The following is a 16,917-nucleotide window of genomic DNA, read 5'->3' on the forward strand; positions in this document are numbered from 1 at the left end:
GAGCCGATACGGCTCGGTCTTGAAGGCGGAGGGATGTCGAAGGATGAGGCCCGCAAGCTCGTCATGCGGGTCATCCACGATCGCCCCATCACGGAATTCGTACTGACGGCGCAGGCCGTCATGATGGCGGCTCTCTTCGGCAGCGAGGACGATATGCCGGGGGAGGGGAAGGCGGGAGAGGGGACGGCGAAGAAAGCCCGCTCCCGCGCGGAAAATGGCGCTTCGCCAGCTTCTACCAGTGGGCAGGTATCATCCACCGTGACATCGGACGCATGACGCTGTGGGAACTGTCCTGCGCCATGGCGGGCTTCCGGGCGATCAATCCAGTCGAGGAGAAAGCTCCGAGTATGAAAGATGACCGCCTGGCTGAATTGGGAATTGAAGGCTTTTAACGCTGAGCCGTCGTCCACTTTCCGCCAGTTTTTGGCTCACTCGGCGTGATCAGATCGGGGCCTTGCGGGACGGGTGGGTGGTCTGGAGCGAGTTGTTGGCCTGTGGCTTGGCTGAAGGCACGCTCCGCGATCCTCGCGAGCGCGATGAGCGCAGCCAAAAGGAAGGCTCCAACGGCAAAGACTGCCGCCGTTATCTCGGTGAAGGCCGATTTGCCTTCCGTGACGTAGTAGCCGGCCAGCAGGAAAAGGACGAGCACGCCGAACGGACCCGCATCGGCCGGTCGATAGATCATGACGAACGGGCAAATGACCACGGCCAGCAGTAGCACGAGAATGATGATCGCGCCGATAGCGCCTGTGAATTCCATTTAGGAGCCTCCCTTTTGGCTGATGTTGAACGACTTATAGTTGCTTTGGAGGCTAGAACAAAGGCCTTCGAAAATGCTTTAAGCCGCGCCAATGCGACGGCAAACAAGCAGGCGCGTGCGATCGAGCAGCGTTTCGCGACGCTCAACCAGAACTTGGCTACCGATCTGGTCGGCATCGGTCGCGGTGTTGTCGGGGTTCTCGCCGGTGGAGCGGTCACGCGCGGCCTGCTGCGGTTGTCGGAATCGGCAACGCGCATCGACAACTCGCTGAAGGTGGCTGGGCTTTCGGGTGCTGAGCTGGAGCGCGTCTATCAGGGCTTGGCGAAGGCTGCGCAGCAGAACGGGGCGCCAATCGAGACGTTGGCCGCCCTCTACGGAAAAGCTGCTCAGGCGCAGAAGGAACTCGGCGTTTCCACCGAGGAGCTGCTCGGCTTCACCAATAATGTCGCACTTGCACTGCGCGTCGCTGGCACGGATGCTCAGACGGCAAGCGGTGCGCTGCTACAGCTCGGTCAGGCTCTCGGCAGCGGCAAGGTGCAGGCCGAAGAGTTCAACTCGATACTTGAGGGTGCGCCGACGATCGCCCAAGCCGTCGCCGCTGGTCTTAAGGAAGCGGGGGGATCGGTTTCGCAGTTGAAGGCGCTCGTCGTCGACGGACAGATCTCGTCGGAGGCCTTCTTCCGAGCGTTCGAGGCGGGCGCGGTCATTCTCGAGGAGAAGGCGGCAAGCTCCACCTTCACCGCCGCGCAGGCGTCGACCAACCTCTACAACGCGCTGACGGATGTCGTGCGCGAGTTCAACCAAGCGACGGGGGCGGGGGAGAATTTTGCGCTCGGCGTCAACAATGCCGCCAATGCCATCAATGATTTCGATGTTTCCGGGCTGATCCAGAAGATCAAGGATGCCGAAGCGAGCTTCCGTGGGTTCCTCGGCAGTCTCGGCAATGCGCAGATCTTCGCCGATCTCAATCAGATGCTCGGTGTGACCGACGCGAATGGCAACGTCTTCAATCTCGACAAAGAAGAGGCGGAGGAGAATGTTGCCTCGCTTGAGCGCGACGTAAAGACCCTTCAGGATCGGATCGCTCTCAATACGTCGCTCGGCTTCGACAATGCCGACGCGATCGCGCAGTTGAGCCAGGTGCAGGCAAAGCTTGCCGAGGTTCGTGCGGCGGCTGCGGGTATGTCTGATTTTGTCGGCGGGTATAAGATCGGCGATAGCGGCTTGGAGGCGATCCCGGCAGGCGGATCTGGAAACTTTCAGGTGCCGTTCAATCCGTTGCAGGGCGTTCCTCAGGATCTGCTCAGCAGCAACGTAAAGCCGGTTTCGCTGAAGAACTTCAAGGCGCCGGCAGGCGGTAGTAGTGGTGGTGGCGGCAGTGGTCGTCGGCGTCGCGGTGGCGGCGGCGGAGGTGGTGGCGAAAACGAGTATCAGCGCGAGATCGAGCAGATCAAAGAGCGCACCGCGGCAATCCAGTCGGAGACCGCAGCCCAAGCGCAGATCAACCCGCTCGTCGAGGACTATGGTTTTTCCATCGAGTTTGCGCGCTCGAAACAGGATCTGCTTACGGCGGCGCAGAAGGCGGGGATTGCAATCACGCCGGAACTCGAATCCAAGATCACGGAGCTTGCGACAGGCTACGCGAACGCATCCGCCTCGGCCGATCGGCTGGCGGAGAGCCAAGATCAGGCTCGGCAAGCCGCCGACTTCCTGGGGGATGCCGCATTTGATGCGTTTTCCGATCTCATTCCGCAGATCGAGACCGGCAATGCCGCATTGGATAAATTTCTGAACACCCTGATCGAGGCGGTCGCTCAGGCTGCCTTGCTGGGGACTGGCCCTCTGGCTGGGCTTGGGGGTGGTGACGGCGGCCGCGGCGGCCTGTTCGGCGGCCTCCTTTCGCTGTTTGGTTTCGCAAAGGGGGGTGTTGCCGCCAACGGTAGGCCTCAACCCTTGAAAACATTCTCCCGCGGCGGCGTCTCTCGATCCGCAGCGATCTTTGGTGAGGCGGGGCCAGAAGCGGCCGTACCTCTCCCTGATGGCCGGCGCATCCCGGTCGACCTTCGCGTGCCGCCGGTGGCGGCTCCTTCGGCAGGGGCAGAAAGCGTCAATATCAACTTGATGGCAGATCCTTCCGTCATCGCTGAAATCGCCGATCAGCGCATTCAGACGGCGAGCGGAACCATCATCAACGTTGCTGTGAAACAGTCAAACAAGCAGGCGCCCGCCGCTATGGCGCAATACCAGCGCGACACTGCAGGTGGGGATTATCGAAATGGCTGACAATATCGTTTGGCCGATCTGCGTTCTGCGCCCGCAGCAGATCTCCGCAAGCTTGGTTCCGTTCACCAGGTCGGGCGGTCGGTCCCTCGGCGGCGTCGAGCCTGCAATCCGAACGGATCTCGGATATTGGAGCATCGACTACGCCAATGTGGTGCTGCAGAACCGTTACCGGGAACAGTGGCAAACCTGGCAGGCCATTCGCCAAAAGCTGGGTGGCCGATCTGGCCTGATCGTGGTTCCGTTGCGTGTGTCGCTTTCGGCGCCCTATCTCTCTGGCGCGTTCGAACCGTCGGGAGAGGTGCCGCACGGCGACGATGCGTCGTTTGATGATGATACGCCCTACAGTCAGGGCGCGATTTCGGTGGTAACGGAAGGAGTGACGCCGGTCGGCGCCACCACAATCCGCCTGCGAATCATCAATGCAGCGGCGAACCTGGTTGGGGTCAAGTTCTCCTTTGAGCATGCAGCTTATGAGACGGGCCCTGTGATCGATGTCAGCGGGGATGTCTGGACGGTTCCTATCTCACCGACGGTTCGAGCGCTCATCCCTTCGGGTTCGGATCTGGAGTTCGACCAGCCCACATGCCTTTGCCGTCTGGCCCAGGATCGCGGCATGGACCTGACGCAAGACGCGATCGCAAAGAACTTCTTCCCGAGCGTCTCCTTTGTCGAGGCAACGGACTATTGGGCTTCCTTGGTGTCGTGATGATCAAGTCTCTTCGTGTGTTGGCGCAGATCGATTTCCCGTCGAAGACCGTGCGGCTTTGGGATGGGTCGGGTGGTCTGTTCGTCGACCTGGACGGAAACACCTGGCGGCCGTGCGTGCTGACGGAATCGGCGCTCGACCAGATCGAGCTGGCGATCAATGCGGAAGCGTTCACGTTGTCGTTGGCGCTTTCCGGCATCGACCAGGAACTGTCGAATGTCATCTGGTCGGACTATCAGGACGGGGAAGTGATCGGGACGCGGGTTCGCATCCTGATCCAGGACTGTGACGAATTCGACCAGCCGGTCGGCTCACCGGATATCAAGTTCACCGGCACGATCGACGACATCATCTTCGATGACGCGGCGACCGATGACCAGATCCTGTCGACGATCACGATCGAAATCACGAACCGCTTCACGCTGCGCACGCTGACGAATGGGGCCGTGCTTTCGGACGTCGACCAGAAAGCGCGATCGAAGGTGCTCAACCCGACGGCGCCGCCGGATCGGTTCTGCGAGCGCATCCCGCTTCAGATCGACAACACGATTAGATGGCCCAACTGGTGAGGACTTAAAGGATGTCTAATGACCCCGCAAATGCGGTGCGATCGGCCAAGCCGCCGAAAGATGAGATCAGGGCTCTGTTCCGTAGCCTAGAAGCATGGCCGCCAACCGTTCGTAAGGTCCGGCGGTGGCCTCCCCAAGGATCTCTCCTGCGCCGTCTTCTGAGCCTGATCGGATATCGTTAGCTGTCTCGACCATAATGTTGGCGGCTTCTTGCCTGGTCAGAACGCCCTTGTCGATCAAGGTTGTACATAAATTGAGAGCGAACATCAGGTTCGCTCCAAGCGTAATGCTCTCCGGCATCTTCCACCCATCGTCAGTCATTCAATCCTCCCGATCTTCGAGGCGGAATGAAGCACGGCGTTCCCTGAGAGTCGAGCGAGTAGATTTCATGAACTCAACTTTGGCGGACTTCCTGCGCGCCTACGGCGAGAAGCCATGGCGGCCTGGCGTCGATGTCGATTGCTGTCTCCTCCTCGCGTCCTGGGCGCTCTGGCTCGGCCATCCGGACCCGGCGGCGCATCTGCGCGGGACATATGACAGCGACGACGGTTTCCGCCTGATCGTCGAGCATGCTGGCGGCGTGGTGTCGCTCGTCGCCGACTGCGCCAGCCGGATCGGCGGGCGGCGCGTGCAGCAGCCCTCCTGCGGCTCGATCGGCGTCATTGGCTCGCCTTTTAACATTCACCGCCAGTTCGGCGCGATCCACGACGGGGAGCGCTGGCTGGTGCGCTTCAAGAACAGCATCGGCCCGATGGTGGCGATGCCGCTCGCAATCTGGATGATCTGATGCCTGGTGTGATCGAACTGACCGCGCTCATTGTCTCGTCGATCGCGACATCCGTCGTTGGCGCGAACCTGCTCTATCTCGGTACCTATGCGCTCGCGTATGCGGGTCTCGCCTTCGGCGCGCAGGCCTTGCAAGGGCTGTTCGTGCAGAAACCTTCCGTGCCGAAACCGGAGGACGGCAGCTATAACCTGAAGCAGCCTGTCCCGCCGCTGACCTACGCTCTTGGCCGAGTGAAGAAGGGCAGTGACTATGCGGCGCTCGAGGAGTCTGGTGGCGTTGCCTATCACGTGCTGATCGTGGCGGCGCACCGCATCGCCGGGTACGTGCAGCACTATCTGCACGATGATGCGGTGACGCTTACCGGCGATATCGTCACTTCCCCGGCAAACTATTTCTACAAGGGGGGCGCCTATGTCCGGCTCAACACTCGGCTCGGGCTCGACGCTGAGACCGCCTATCCGTTCATGGTCACCACGTTCCCGACGATCTGGAGCAACAATCATCGCGGCGATGGCCTGGCGACGGTCCTGATGACTTGCGCAACGGCCAGCAGCAAGGACTACCTCAAGGTGTTCCCAAACCAGATGCCGCAGCATTCGGCGGTGATCGATGGTGCGTTGCTCTTCGACCCTCGGGCCCCGGGCCATAACCCTGACGATGATAACACCTGGGAATTCACCCAAAACCTACCGCTGATGCGGCTCTGGCACCTTTGCCACCCAGTCGGCGGCAAGCTCAACTATGCCGACATGTACCTGCCGGACTGGATCAGTGCCGCCAATGTTGGCGACCAGGACGTGATCAACAGAAGCGGCGGGACCGAGAAGCGCTATCATGGCGGCTTCTGGTTTCGGGCGAACAATGACCCGGTGCAGGTTGGCCGGTTGATGGATGAGGCCGCCGAGCTGGTCGTGTATGAGCGGCCGGACGGGCTGATCGGAGTGCATGCCGGGCAGTATGTCGAGCCGGATATCAGACTGACGGCCGATGACATCATCCGCTGCACCCATGACGTCAACCAGCGACGCGCCTCGACAGTGCTTGCAGTGCGCGGCCGTTTCACTGATCCGGCAAGCCGCTACAACACGGTGGACGCGGCGATCTACGGCGATCCCTATGCCGGTGAGGATACCGAGCGGACGGTGACCGTCGACAACCAGGCGCTCCAAAGCCACAACCATGTGGCCCGTCTGCAGAAGCTGAAATACACACGGCGTAACGCCCCGCGCGTGACGATCGTTGCCCACTACGAGGCGGCGAAGAACGTGCCCTATCGTCGCTTCGTTCGCGTGCACCTGCCGCCTCGGCTGACGGAAGTGGTCATCGAGATAACGGCGACGCCGAAGCTCTCGCTGCGCAACCTGACGATCGAATTCTCTGGCATCGTGGTGCCGTCAAACCTCTACGCCTTCAATGCGGCGACTGAGGAGGGGGCGCCTGGGGCAAGCGTGACGCCTCTGCCGCCGCAGGGCGTTCCGTTGCCGACGAATTTCGGCGTCTCGATCGCGACGGAGGTTGTCAGTGGGGGCGCGACTGCAGCCTACGGTCTCGCGATCTGGGACTTCGTTTCGGACGCTCTGGTCTATGAATTGGAGTGGCAGCCGACGTCCGAGATCGAGCCTCCGCGCTCGGTGACGTCGCAAGCGGAGGAGACACAGGTTCGCTCCGGCTACCTTTCCGATGGCGTGCAGTACCGGTTCCGGCTTCGTGCCTGGTCGAACGGCGCAAGCTCGGAATGGACCGATTACGAGATCCGCACGGCGACGGCCGACCCGGTTGCGCCCGGCATCGTGACCAATGCCGACCTGACCGGTGGTGTGGGTCAGGCACAGTTCGATTGGACCGCGCCGAACAGCCCGAAATACTTCGCTTCTCGGCTCTACCTCAACACGACGAACAGCATGACCGGCGCCACTTTGGTCGCGACCGAGTACGGCGCGCCCGCGGCGGATGACACGCGCATCGTCACCGGCTTAAGCGCCGGCACCTATTACGGCTTCATCGTAGCCATCAATTCTTCCGGCGTACCGGCTGCGGCCGTTGCGACGGGCTCCGCAATCGTCACCTGACGACCTCTCGCTTTCTTCCTGAAATCACTGCTCTGGCCCGGCGCCGGAGCGCCTTCGCATGGGGACAGGCATGGCCGACACCGCAAATATCGTTTACCGCGACTTCGTCACCTACGGCGTGCCTTCGTCGGGCAAGAACAAGCCGAAGAAGGATGAGATCCGGCGCCTGCTTACGGGCTATGAAGCAATCATCAATGCCTTCACCTCGAATGGTGGCCTGATCTATTCCAGCAAGGCGGTGATGGATGCCGATCTGGCGCGACCCGCAAACAGCATGGCCTGGGTGCTTGGAGACGCCACCGTCGCCAACAATGGCATCTATCGAAAAGTCGGCGGTGTTGGCACCGGCTCCTGGACGCGTGCCGGCGATCTGCCGTTCTCCTTCATCATCGCGAATGACGTGGGCGCCGGCACGGCCAACGACATCCAGGTCACGACCAGCATTCCGGTTTCGGCGTCGGCTCTCGTCTGGATGAACATCTTCGAGGCGAACACGGCCGCGCCGGTGACGGTCAGCTTCAACGGCGGCGCGCCGCTGACGATCAAGACGAACACCGGCAACAACGTCGCTGCAGGCGGCCTTGTGTCCGGAATGATCGTTCTTGGCGTTGTATCGGGCAGCACGTTCCGCCTCATCAACGACCAGGTCTCCAGCGCCATTGTCGCTGCTGCCGAGGCAGCGCAGGCTGCTGCCGAGCTGGCGAGGGACCAAGCGCAGGCTGCTGCTGCCGCTGCGGCGGATAAGACGCCGCTTGCGCTGTTCTACCAGGCGCGAAAAGTGGCGCCGGATAAGAAGGCGCGCGATGCCGTCAACGCCTATGCCTGGGTGAGCGCCGCGTCTCCGGCAGACAATAACTGGCTGTCGATCTGCTGGTCTCCGGATCTTCACCTGTTTGTCGCTGTGGCCGGCACGGGCACCGGAAACCGGGTGATGACCTCTCCGGACGGCGCCACCTGGACGCTGCGCACCAGCCCGGTCGACAACAGCTGGATCTCGGTCTGCTGGTCGCCGGAACTGCGGCTCTTCGTGGCCGTGGCAAGTTCGGGCACTGGCAACCGGGTGATGACCTCACCCGACGGCATCAACTGGACGGCGCGCACGACGCCCGCGGACAATGACTGGCTGTCGGTCTGCTGGTCGCCGGAGCTTTCGCTGTTTGTCGCGACCGCGATCACCGGCACGGGCAACCGTGTCATGACCTCGCCGGACGGCATCACTTGGACGCTGCGCACGTCGCCAGCCGATAATAGCTGGCGCTCGGTCTGCTGGTCTCCGGAGCTGAAGCTCTTCGTCGCTGTCGCCGGAAGTGGCACCGGCAACCGGGCGATGACCTCGCCGGACGGCATCACCTGGACGCTGCGCACCAGCGCGGCCGACAACGACTGGCGTTCGGTCTGCTGGTCGTCGGAGCTGCGACTGCTTGTCGCCGTCTCGAGCTCCGGCACGGGCAACCGTGTCATGACCTCGCCGGATGGCATCAACTGGACGGCGCGAACCAGTGCGTCCGACAATGATTGGCGTTCGGTTTGCTGGTCACCCGACCTTGGCGAATTCATCGCTGTGGCCGGCTCGGGCACCGGCAACCGGCTCATGCTTTCCTCGGATGGCATCAGCTGGTCGGCAACGACCAGTGCGGCGGATAATGACTGGCGTTCAGTCTGCTGGTCGCCGGCCCTGAAGATGTTCGTGTCGGTGTCGATCAGTGGCACAGGCAACCGCGTCATGACGTCCATCAGCGGCTATCGGTCCACTGACGTCATTCTCGGAGCGACCTATCTGAAGATCGCATCGAAGGGCTATGTGGACCTCAAGACCGATTTCGGTGCTCCCGGCGTTGCCGACGATTATACGACGCCGTGGGGGAGTTTCCTAAATGCCTGCCTGTTCGATTCGAAGAAGGGGAAGATCCCGAACGGCACCTTCAATGTTTCCGCACCGGTGACGCTGACTTGCACGGCACCTTTCCAGAGCATCGCCATTGAAGGGACTGGCCGTCAGACGCTTCTGAATTTTCGGGGGGAGCTAACCGCTGCGCTTACCTTGAACTATCAGACCGTGTTCAACTCATTCAATCTCGCGCATCTCAATGTCCAGACAGATAGCGAGACAACAGCTATGTCAGCGTTCCGTCTGATTAGCCCAGCCTACGGCGACCCGGCTGCGGCCGAGTACAACATCTTCAAGGATGTCGTGTTCAAAGGGTTGGATGGCTATAAGGTCTCGGACCATTGGAAGACGGCCGTTTACGGCTATCGAACTAACAACCTTGTGTTCGACAATTGCCGTTTCATTGGCCCCGGCACGCCGATCGGCGATCCAAATGGGCGCGGCAACTTGATTGAATTGCAGAGCGCCACCGGAGACTACTGCGTCAAGCACACGTTCAATAATTGCTTCTTCTCGCAGTTCGAGAACGCAATTCTGGTCGGCGAATACGTCCAGGGTATCGTTGTGAACGGCAGTGACTTCGTGGGCGGACGGTGTGGCGTTTATGTTCCCGCGGGGCAGCACGCGAACGACGGTTTGCTTGTGACCGGGGGACACATGAATACCCGGGTTGCCGGGATCGAGGTTCTGTCGACCGAGGCGACCAGTATGGAGGTAGCCAACACCTTCTTCATTATTGACAAGGTCAATCAGGTCGGGATCCGAACCGCAGGTTATCGCTGGTCGGTGACGAATACCCACTTCCAAGGTCAGGGAACCGTGACCGGTGCGGCCGGCGTGCAGGCTATTTCCGGCTCACATCACGGCATTATCACCGCGAACCAGTACGGCTTTATGCCGTCGGGGAACGTCCTCAATAGTGGCTCTCACGACATCCTCGTCGTCAACAATCGCTACGAGAGTGTCACTACTCCCAATGTGAACAACGGGACCAACAACACCATTGGAGCCGCAACGCCTTGACCTTGACCGTGCAAGGCAGCACAAACGACAACCTTACCCTGTAGCTCGGACGGAGAACCGTGTTTTTTCGGAGAACAAGCCTGCCGGCCGAATTCGATGGCCGTATCTACCGAAGACGGCACAGTGACCTTCTCTCGCACAGCAGAGAGGGGCTTGAGCAACACTACCGCAATCATGGAATGTCAGAAGGACGGGTCTGCTCGAAGGTGTCGGGCCGGTCCGCCTTTCTCGATCTCGTTCCTCGGAGCGAGACAGTGCTCGAGATCGGGCCGTTTCTCAATCCGTGCCTGCGACGACCTGCCTACAGCGTTAAATACTTCGACATCCTCAATAAGGAGCAGATGGTTGCGCGCGCCCGCAAGATCATCACCTATTCCGAGGAGGAGGAGAACAGGAAGCATCTGTTGGCGGGGATCGAGGCTGCGCAGGAGATCGATTTCAACCATCCGGCTGGCGATCTGTCGTCAGTTTCCGGTCGTTTTCGAAATGTGTTCAGTTGCCATTCCATCGAGCATCAAGTCGATCTGATCAGGCACCTGAACGGCGTCTTCGATCTGTTGGAGCCCGGCGGCCGATACTATGTCATCGCGCCTGACAAGCGATACTGCTTCGATCATTTTCACCCGGAAACTCGGTTCATTGATGCCGTGGCCGCGTACATCGAGGGACGGCAATTTCACCCGCCCGGGAAGGTTCTTGAGCACACCATGAACCTCACACATAACGACCCGGCGAGACATTGGGCCGGGGATCACGGCAGCAGGCGGATTGATAACGAGTTTTTTACAGAGCGCCCTGGTGTTTTCGAGAACGTCCTAGAGCAAGCGCGGCTTGCGATGGGGCAATACATCGACGTTCATAGCTGGATCTTCACGCCGGCCAGCTTCCGAGTGGTTATGCGGCAGCTATTCGAACGGGGGTTCATCAAAATGCCCGTTGCGCGGATTTACCCGACTCTTTGGAACTCAATGGAGTTCTACGCCGTCTTTGAGAAACCCGCCTAGCTTCGCCCGGCACCCCGGGCGAGCCTTTCAACTGTAGTCCCATCACCCTTTCTCCTGCCGGCACTATGCCGCGTTGGATGATGGCCTGCATTCCCCGAAAATGAGGCATCCCTAATGAGCGTCATCACCGCGCAGCAAATCCGCACGGCCGCGAAAGGGCCGGTCAAGGAAGACAACCTGAAATCCGTGCTCGTCGCGCTCGATCGCTACGGGGACATGTTCGGCCTCGATAAGCCGCATCGGCTCGTCCACTATTTTGCGCAGCTCGGGCACGAAAGTGCGGACTTCCGCTTCGATCGCGAGATCTGGGGGCCGACGCCGGCGCAAGAGCGCTACGATACTCGCCCGGATCTCGGCAACACGCCGGAGCGCGATGGCGACGGCAGGAAGTATGCAGGCCGCACGGCCATGCAGCTGACCGGGAAATACAACTACCGTCTGTTCCGCGACTGGTGCCGGCGGCAGGGGCTCGATTGCCCGGACTTCGTCGTCAATCCGGACGCGGTCAATCGCGATCCGTGGGAAGGGCTCGTGCCGATCTTCTATTGGAGCGAGCGTGACCTTAACCGCTGGGCCGACCAGGGCGACGTTGAGACGATTACGAAGAAGATCAACGGCGGCAAGAACGGCTTCGCCGATCGCGTCGACCGCTTCGCGCGCCTGGCGCTGGTCGTACTTGGCTACCGGCCGGATAACATCAGGCAGTTTCAGTCTGACAGTCGCCTCGATGTCGACGGCGACGTCGGACCCCGCACGCGCGCGGCATTGCACAAGCGGCTTGTCGCGCTGGTCCCCGGCGAGGCGTCGAAACCAGAGGTGAAGGTGGCGCCGGTGACGGAAACCGTCGTGCCGCCGGCTGTCGAAACCGAAGTGAAGAAAAAGACGAACCTCTGGGGCTGGCTGTTCGGCGGCGCCTCGGCGGCCGGCACGGGGATTTCCGCGCTTGCTGGCGCCAACTGGCAGACAGTGCTCGCGATCGGCGGCGTCGGTCTCGTCGCGATCGGCGTCGGCCTGGTGCTGCGGCATCAGATCATCGCGGCCGTTCGTGAGATCAAGACGGCGATCGAGGGCGTGTGATGCTCTCGACGCCTCGTACCATCGCGGCCGTGGCCGTGCTCGCGATCGTCGCCAGCTTTCTGCTCTGGATTTACTGGAGAGGCGGCGACGATGCCCGAACTTCAATCGAAAGGCAGAACAATGAAGCTGGCCGCGCTGCGGACGATGTCCGCTCTCGCTTTGACCTTTGCTCTCCAGGGATGTGGGACTTCGGCGCCGGCAAGTGTCGACGGTCTGCGGCGGGTAGTCGGAACTGATCTCATCGGCGCGCGGGGGGTAACGCCGGAAGATCAGCGGAAAATTGATCGGACCGTCGTCGGCATCTGCGCCGCGGCGGTCTGGACGAAGGCGGAATGTGAGAGGCACGGGGAACGGGACTAATGGCACCATCAGAAGATGCGGCAGTACATCGCCAGCTTGGCGAGCTGGTCGCAGGCATGCGGAGCCTGCAGGAATCTATTCGGCGATTGGAAGAAGGGTCGATGCGGGCGGAAGACAAAGCGGCGGCGAGCCGCGCCGCCGTGCATCAGCGTATGGATCAGCTTGTCGATCGCGTCGGGCATGTCGAGGCCTCGGTTGCCACAATCGGCGAGGATGTGGCGGAGATGAAGCCAGTGACTGACGATGTTCGTCGATGGAAGTTGATGGGCATCGGCGCGCTCGGCGTAACTGGCATTGCTGCGATGGCGCTCGGCGTGAGTTTCGCCGAGGCCATCCGGCGGATCGTATTCGTCATCATTGGGAAGGTCTGACTGTTTCTAGCGGATGACCGTCAAGCCGATCTCCTCTCGGCGCTTATCTCTTTCCCACTGCGCCTTGCGATCCTTCATGTCCTGCTCATGCCCCAAAAGGCGGTCGCGCAGTGCTACCGTCATTCCTGGCCATGTGACATTCAACACGGCCTCATAGCAGCGCTCGCAGGCCGCTGCGGCTTCTCTCGCGCTCTCCGCTGCGCCGTTCAAGGTAACGGCGACGGCGGGATCGTTGATGCCGTGCTGGAAGTTCATGAACCAAAGATAATGGCTTCCGGTAACGCCTTTCTCGACGCGCCCCATTCGGCGGTCTCCATCATTGCCGTGAAAGAGGGTCTCCGGGTCGCCCGGTAGCCTTCGCCAGTGATACTTGAGCTTGATCTCGTTCGGCATGATCTTCTCCTCTCGATGGGATTTTGTTCCTATTACGTTCTCGTTGTCGCGAGAGTCAATGAGACGTTTTCGCGGATCTGTGCGTTAATGCCCGCATGGATCGAACCACGAAGCAGAGACCGCCTCCGGACCCGATGCCGGTCCGCGTCGAGCCTTGCGTCGCGACGCTCGTCGATAAGCCGCCTACAGGCCCTGCCTGGGCCTTTGAAGTGAAATGGGACGGTTACCGAGTCGCACTCCATATCGAGCCCGATCGAGTTCTCATCCTGACGCGCAATGGCCATGACTGGGCCGAACGCTTCCCCTCCATAGCTGCCGCGGCGCCGCTCCTGGGCGTCAATACCGCGATCATCGACGGCGAGGCCGTCGTGCTCGACGGCAAGGGCCGATCCGACTTCGGCCTGCTGCAGCGCGCCCTCGGGCGCCGGCCGGGCGTGCATGGCCCTGGCGAAGTCCTCCTCTTTGCCTTCGATCTCCTCTACCTCGACGGTCGCGATCTGCGCCGGATGCCGCTGGCCGAGCGTCGCATCCTGCTCGAGCAGCTGCTCGCCGGCCGGGATGGCGCGATCCGTCTTTCGGAGGAGGTGGATGCCGATGGCGCCGCGTTCTTTCGAGTCGCTTGCGAGCTGGGACTGGAAGGGATCATCGCCAAGCGGCGGGACAAGTCGTATCACTCGGGCCGTCGGCCGGAGTGGCTAAAAATAAAATGCACCAGGCGCGACCAGTTCGTGATCGTGGGCTTCGAGCCATCGACGAAGCCGGGTCGAATTGGTCGGCTGCTACTGGCGAAGCGCGAGGGCGAGGAGCTGAACTATGTCGGTGGCGTGGGGACTGGCTGGAGCGATGAGCTATCGCGTGAGCTGCGGAAGCTGCTGGAAAACGATCTCGACCACAACGCCGGCGGTGAAGCTGGCGCGCAAGGGGGCGGTGTTTACGCAGCCGGTTCTTGTCGCCGATGTCGAGTATCGCGCCTGGACGGAAGACGGGAAATTGCGTCATCCGTCGTTCAAGGGCGTGGAGAAGCGGGTTACTTCATAGGTTTGACGAAACCCTGATCCTTGAAAAGCGATCTGACGACGACGAAGGCCAGTGCGATTATCTGACCGAGGTTCTGTACGAGCAACGCCGGCAGCAGCCATTCGTATTTCGAGAAGTCCCAAACTCCCGAGCCCACTAATCCGAGCAGTGTCGACTGGAAGATTATCATGGCCGACATAATTGCCATGAGGAACCAGGACCAATTGCCTTTGTGCCAATAGTGATCCTGAAGGCCCTTTAGATGCGCCCACTCAGCCTCGGATCGGACAGCGTCACGGCTGAAGGCTCGCTCGACGTCTGTTTGATATTCTTCGCTAAGATCAATGTTAAAGTCTTCCGACGCCAAGATATCCTCTGGCGTCGGGAGCTTATCATCGGTCGGCTCATCAGGCCCTGACATTCTTTACGCGATACTCCATCATGGTCTTTGAGACGCGGAAGATGTTAGCCAGATAGGTGACTGGCGCGTGCATTACAGGACGCAGCAACCTGGCCGGGACGAGTAGATTAGCGGCGAAATAGTTTGCTTCCTGTTCCATCGGAGTGTGTGCAGGGACATTCTGGAAGCGAGGCAGAACCGGATACTTTTCAGGGTGAGCCAGAAATAGATCCCGATGAAGCATCCAGTGACCGAACTCATGAGCGATCGTAAAGAACTGGCGCTCGACGCGATCATCCTTGTTCACATAAAGGCGTGCAGTCTTAAAGTCGCAAAAACCAGCGACCATCTCGTTCTGTTTTCCGAAATCTGCAAAGACAACGTTCACGCCGTTTGACTCTGCGATTTCGAGCACAGGGATTGGCGGAGTGGTGTATAGAGCGGTCAGGCTGTCCGCTGATTTCTTAGCGTGATCCCACCGCGCAACCTTCGGCTCTGCCGAAGATGGGGCGAAGCCCCCACCACCGTAGTGATGAGCTTGAGCCATTGTCATTCGCGCTCCTTTCCGGCATCACAGCCTGAAAGCCTCCCGTGAGCTGTGGCCGGACGTTACAATCAACATCGATTCCACACAATATGGTGTCATTGTGCGTTGCGGTAAAGATGCGCTCGACTGATCAGATAGGGCTATCATGACGCATCATGGTAACGAAACGGTGTATGCACTTCTAAGTTCCTGTGCGAAGCCCGCGACATCCGTCGGTGAGACATGATCTCACATTACCCACGCGAACATAATCCCACTGAGAAACGCCTGCCGGCGCTTCATCTCCGCTCCGTCACCATAGCGCGGTCGCCCGAACTCGTGGCCCATCAGGTCGGCCTGCATGCGATCGGAGCAGTTCGCGTTTTCGATTCGATCCTGGAAGCTATGGCGTAGCGAGTAGATTGAATGGTCATCGCTCTGCATCAAGCCGTTATTTCGCAGGACCTTGTTGATCAGCGCAGAGGCGGAGTCGGCCTTGTCGTGATACTTCTTGAAGCCCTGCGGCCGCTGGCGCATGGCCCACAGCGAAACCCCGACGAGCGGCACGCGTCTGATCGAATAGTCGCTCTTCTGCCGCCTATCATCGCGCTCCGCCACTTCGATGTGCGGGACCTCATCGTCGAGACGGATATCCTGCGGCCTGAGATTGCAGATCTCGCCAAGGCGGGCGCCCGTTTCCACCATCACGTAGGCGACCAGGCGCGCATCCTCGTCGAGCATATCCATGGTGCCCGGCAGCAGGATCTTCGATGCGATCCATTCGCTGGAAAAGGGCGGGCGGCTGCGGCCTTTAGTGGCGTTCGTCTCCTTGATGCGGGCCTTTTCCCATACCGCGTGGTAATTCGTGTGTAGCGCTGCGTCTATGGGCGTGAGCATGCCCATGATGTCGCTGAACGAGCGATTGGCCGTGTCGGCCTTCAGACCCTCGTCGATAATCTTGTCCGTCCACCACTGGCGAAACTTCAGCACGTCGGGACGAGTGATTGCGCCCAGCTCAAGATCCCCCATCACGTCGATCGCGTAAGTGATTGCCCGTTCGCGCGACACTTTGGTCTTTCGAAGCTGATTCTTCGACATGCCGGTGAGGCCTGCGGCATTGTGCTTCTCGTAAAGAGACCAGATGTTGCTGAGGCGCGGCGCCGGCTCATCGACCGTTCCTGCGACCGCGTCGACGATCATTTGCGATCTATCGAGGTTTTCTCCAACGACAGCCAGCCGCCGCTCGATTTCCTCAAGCGGGAGCGACGCGATTTCGGTGATCGGTCGATAGGTGAAGCCGAGCGACTGTGCGAGCCTCACAGCGGCCTCGTAGCGCGCAAACGCCGTTTCGTTGTCGTTGCCAGCCAGCAGCGCTCGCCAAAGGCTCTCAGCGGCCTCGTGCACCGATTGGGCCTTCTCCAGCGCCTCCTTCAAATTCTTCGTTTTTAGGGACTGCTTGACGTGGGATCGCTGGTCGAGGTGAGCGACTTCCGTCGGGACGCGGCGATAATAGCGGTAAATTCCGCTGGCTGGATGCTTCACGACGTAGCGGGAGAGATCGTCAGATCCCATGAATGAGCGCCTTTCAGAGCCTTTTGTGGTCCGAAAAGTACCCAAAATGTAACCAAAAAAGCAAGGTGCAGCGGGGAGGTCTGATCGCTGGCGCTTTCAAGATTGCAGCTAA

The 16,917-nt window shown here is 60.5% G+C and carries 16 protein-coding genes and 2 pseudogenes; 12 read left to right on the plus strand and 6 right to left on the minus strand.

The window, feature by feature from the left end; genetic code table 11:
* Positions 1–276, plus strand: a pseudogene (locus tag L981_RS09070) (hypothetical protein); the annotation flags it as partial.
* A 112-nt stretch (positions 277–388) separates the two neighbouring features.
* On the opposite strand, the gene L981_RS09075 reads toward L981_RS09070, so the two are convergent.
* A complete protein-coding gene (locus L981_RS09075; protein ID WP_043614216.1) occupies positions 389–760 on the minus strand; it encodes a hypothetical protein in 372 nt (123 codons plus the stop codon).
* A 15-nt stretch (positions 761–775) separates the two neighbouring features.
* On the opposite strand from L981_RS09075, the gene L981_RS09080 reads away from it, so the two are divergent.
* From L981_RS09080 to L981_RS09090, 3 genes are read left to right on the plus strand one after another with little or no spacing between them, the layout of a single operon-like run.
* The gene (locus tag L981_RS09080; RefSeq protein WP_082005950.1) at positions 776–3,043 is read left to right on the plus strand and encodes a tape measure protein; all 2,268 of its coding nucleotides are present in this window, start codon (positions 776–778) and stop codon (positions 3,041–3,043) included.
* A complete protein-coding gene (locus tag L981_RS09085) occupies positions 3,036–3,749 on the plus strand; it encodes a hypothetical protein (protein ID WP_043614219.1) in 714 nt (237 codons plus the stop codon). The genes L981_RS09080 and L981_RS09085 overlap by 8 nt, the downstream gene beginning before the upstream one ends.
* Positions 3,749–4,318 carry a hypothetical protein gene (locus tag L981_RS09090; RefSeq protein ID WP_245281610.1) on the plus strand — a complete coding sequence of 190 codons (570 nt, stop codon included), beginning with the start codon at positions 3,749–3,751 and terminating at the stop codon, positions 4,316–4,318. Before L981_RS09085 ends, L981_RS09090 begins: the two co-directional genes overlap by 1 nt.
* A 66-nt stretch (positions 4,319–4,384) precedes the next feature.
* On the opposite strand, the gene L981_RS09095 is transcribed toward L981_RS09090, so the two are convergent.
* Positions 4,385–4,639: a hypothetical protein gene (locus tag L981_RS09095; RefSeq protein WP_043614220.1), complete on the minus strand. Its 255-nt coding sequence runs from the start codon at positions 4,637–4,639 to the stop codon at positions 4,385–4,387.
* Between the two features lie 67 nt (positions 4,640–4,706).
* Here L981_RS09095 and L981_RS09100 point away from each other — a divergent pair, with 67 nt between their 5' ends.
* The 7 genes from L981_RS09100 to L981_RS09130 all read left to right on the plus strand — a co-directional run bounded on the left by L981_RS09100 (position 4,707) and on the right by L981_RS09130 (position 12,897).
* A complete protein-coding gene (locus L981_RS09100) occupies positions 4,707–5,105 on the plus strand; it encodes a hypothetical protein (protein WP_043614222.1) in 399 nt (132 codons plus the stop codon).
* On the plus strand, positions 5,105–7,174 hold the full coding sequence (locus L981_RS09105; RefSeq protein WP_043614223.1) for a hypothetical protein: 2,070 nt from the start codon (positions 5,105–5,107) through the stop codon (positions 7,172–7,174). The genes L981_RS09100 and L981_RS09105 overlap by 1 nt, the downstream gene beginning before the upstream one ends.
* A 70-nt stretch (positions 7,175–7,244) precedes the next feature.
* The gene (locus L981_RS35000; protein ID WP_052201683.1) at positions 7,245–10,085 is read left to right on the plus strand and encodes a WD40 repeat domain-containing protein; all 2,841 of its coding nucleotides are present in this window, start codon (positions 7,245–7,247) and stop codon (positions 10,083–10,085) included.
* A 254-nt stretch (positions 10,086–10,339) separates the two neighbouring features.
* Positions 10,340–11,089, plus strand: a complete 750-nt coding sequence (locus tag L981_RS09115; protein WP_156134016.1) for a hypothetical protein — start codon at positions 10,340–10,342, stop codon at positions 11,087–11,089.
* 114 nt (positions 11,090–11,203) lie between these two features.
* A complete protein-coding gene (locus tag L981_RS09120; protein ID WP_043614225.1) occupies positions 11,204–12,166 on the plus strand; it encodes a chitinase in 963 nt (320 codons plus the stop codon).
* Positions 12,167–12,286: 120 nt separating this feature from the next.
* Positions 12,287–12,526 carry a hypothetical protein gene (locus L981_RS35515; RefSeq protein ID WP_043614606.1) on the plus strand — a complete coding sequence of 80 codons (240 nt, stop codon included), beginning with the start codon at positions 12,287–12,289 and terminating at the stop codon, positions 12,524–12,526.
* Positions 12,526–12,897, plus strand: a complete 372-nt coding sequence (locus tag L981_RS09130) for a DUF1515 family protein (protein WP_043614228.1) — start codon at positions 12,526–12,528, stop codon at positions 12,895–12,897. Before L981_RS35515 ends, L981_RS09130 begins: the two co-directional genes overlap by 1 nt.
* 6 nt (positions 12,898–12,903) lie before the next feature.
* Here the strand turns inward: L981_RS09130 and L981_RS09135 are convergent, their stop codons facing one another.
* Positions 12,904–13,290 carry a hypothetical protein gene (locus L981_RS09135; RefSeq protein WP_043614232.1) on the minus strand — a complete coding sequence of 129 codons (387 nt, stop codon included), beginning with the start codon at positions 13,288–13,290 and terminating at the stop codon, positions 12,904–12,906.
* 134 nt (positions 13,291–13,424) lie between these two features.
* Here L981_RS09135 and ligD point away from each other — a divergent pair.
* Positions 13,425–14,328 (plus strand): annotated as a pseudogene (ligD, locus tag L981_RS33685) (non-homologous end-joining DNA ligase).
* Here the strand turns inward: ligD and L981_RS09145 are convergent.
* The 3 genes from L981_RS09145 to L981_RS09155 all read right to left on the minus strand — a co-directional run bounded on the left by L981_RS09145 (position 14,318) and on the right by L981_RS09155 (position 16,805).
* Positions 14,318–14,674 carry a hypothetical protein gene (locus tag L981_RS09145; protein WP_156134017.1) on the minus strand — a complete coding sequence of 119 codons (357 nt, stop codon included), beginning with the start codon at positions 14,672–14,674 and terminating at the stop codon, positions 14,318–14,320. The pseudogene ligD and the gene L981_RS09145 sit on opposite strands and share 11 nt — an antisense overlap.
* A gap of 40 nt (positions 14,675–14,714) precedes the next feature.
* On the minus strand, positions 14,715–15,260 hold the full coding sequence (locus L981_RS33255) for an ImmA/IrrE family metallo-endopeptidase (protein WP_052201686.1): 546 nt from the start codon (positions 15,258–15,260) through the stop codon (positions 14,715–14,717).
* A gap of 222 nt (positions 15,261–15,482) precedes the next feature.
* Positions 15,483–16,805, minus strand: a complete 1,323-nt coding sequence (locus L981_RS09155; protein WP_043614239.1) for a DUF6538 domain-containing protein — start codon at positions 16,803–16,805, stop codon at positions 15,483–15,485.
* Positions 16,806–16,917 lie beyond the last annotated feature (112 nt).

It is taken from the genome of Ensifer sp. ZNC0028 (genome assembly GCF_000799055.1).
Lineage (GTDB): Bacteria > Pseudomonadota > Alphaproteobacteria > Rhizobiales > Rhizobiaceae > Ensifer.

Coding starts and splice junctions, on each gene's coding strand:
- L981_RS09075 (WP_043614216.1), bottom strand. CDS start 760: ATGGAATTCACAGGCGCTATCGGCGCGATCATCATTCTCGTGCTACTG.
- L981_RS09085 (WP_043614219.1), top strand. CDS start 3,036: ATGGCTGACAATATCGTTTGGCCGATCTGCGTTCTGCGCCCGCAGCAG.
- L981_RS09090 (WP_245281610.1), top strand. CDS start 3,749: ATGATCAAGTCTCTTCGTGTGTTGGCGCAGATCGATTTCCCGTCGAAG.
- L981_RS09095 (WP_043614220.1), bottom strand. CDS start 4,639: ATGACTGACGATGGGTGGAAGATGCCGGAGAGCATTACGCTTGGAGCG.
- L981_RS09100 (WP_043614222.1), top strand. CDS start 4,707: ATGAACTCAACTTTGGCGGACTTCCTGCGCGCCTACGGCGAGAAGCCA.
- L981_RS09105 (WP_043614223.1), top strand. CDS start 5,105: ATGCCTGGTGTGATCGAACTGACCGCGCTCATTGTCTCGTCGATCGCG.
- L981_RS35000 (WP_052201683.1), top strand. CDS start 7,245: ATGGCCGACACCGCAAATATCGTTTACCGCGACTTCGTCACCTACGGC.
- L981_RS09120 (WP_043614225.1), top strand. CDS start 11,204: ATGAGCGTCATCACCGCGCAGCAAATCCGCACGGCCGCGAAAGGGCCG.
- L981_RS35515 (WP_043614606.1), top strand. CDS start 12,287: ATGAAGCTGGCCGCGCTGCGGACGATGTCCGCTCTCGCTTTGACCTTT.
- L981_RS09130 (WP_043614228.1), top strand. CDS start 12,526: ATGGCACCATCAGAAGATGCGGCAGTACATCGCCAGCTTGGCGAGCTG.
- L981_RS09135 (WP_043614232.1), bottom strand. CDS start 13,290: ATGCCGAACGAGATCAAGCTCAAGTATCACTGGCGAAGGCTACCGGGC.
- L981_RS33255 (WP_052201686.1), bottom strand. CDS start 15,260: ATGACAATGGCTCAAGCTCATCACTACGGTGGTGGGGGCTTCGCCCCA.
- L981_RS09155 (WP_043614239.1), bottom strand. CDS start 16,805: ATGGGATCTGACGATCTCTCCCGCTACGTCGTGAAGCATCCAGCCAGC.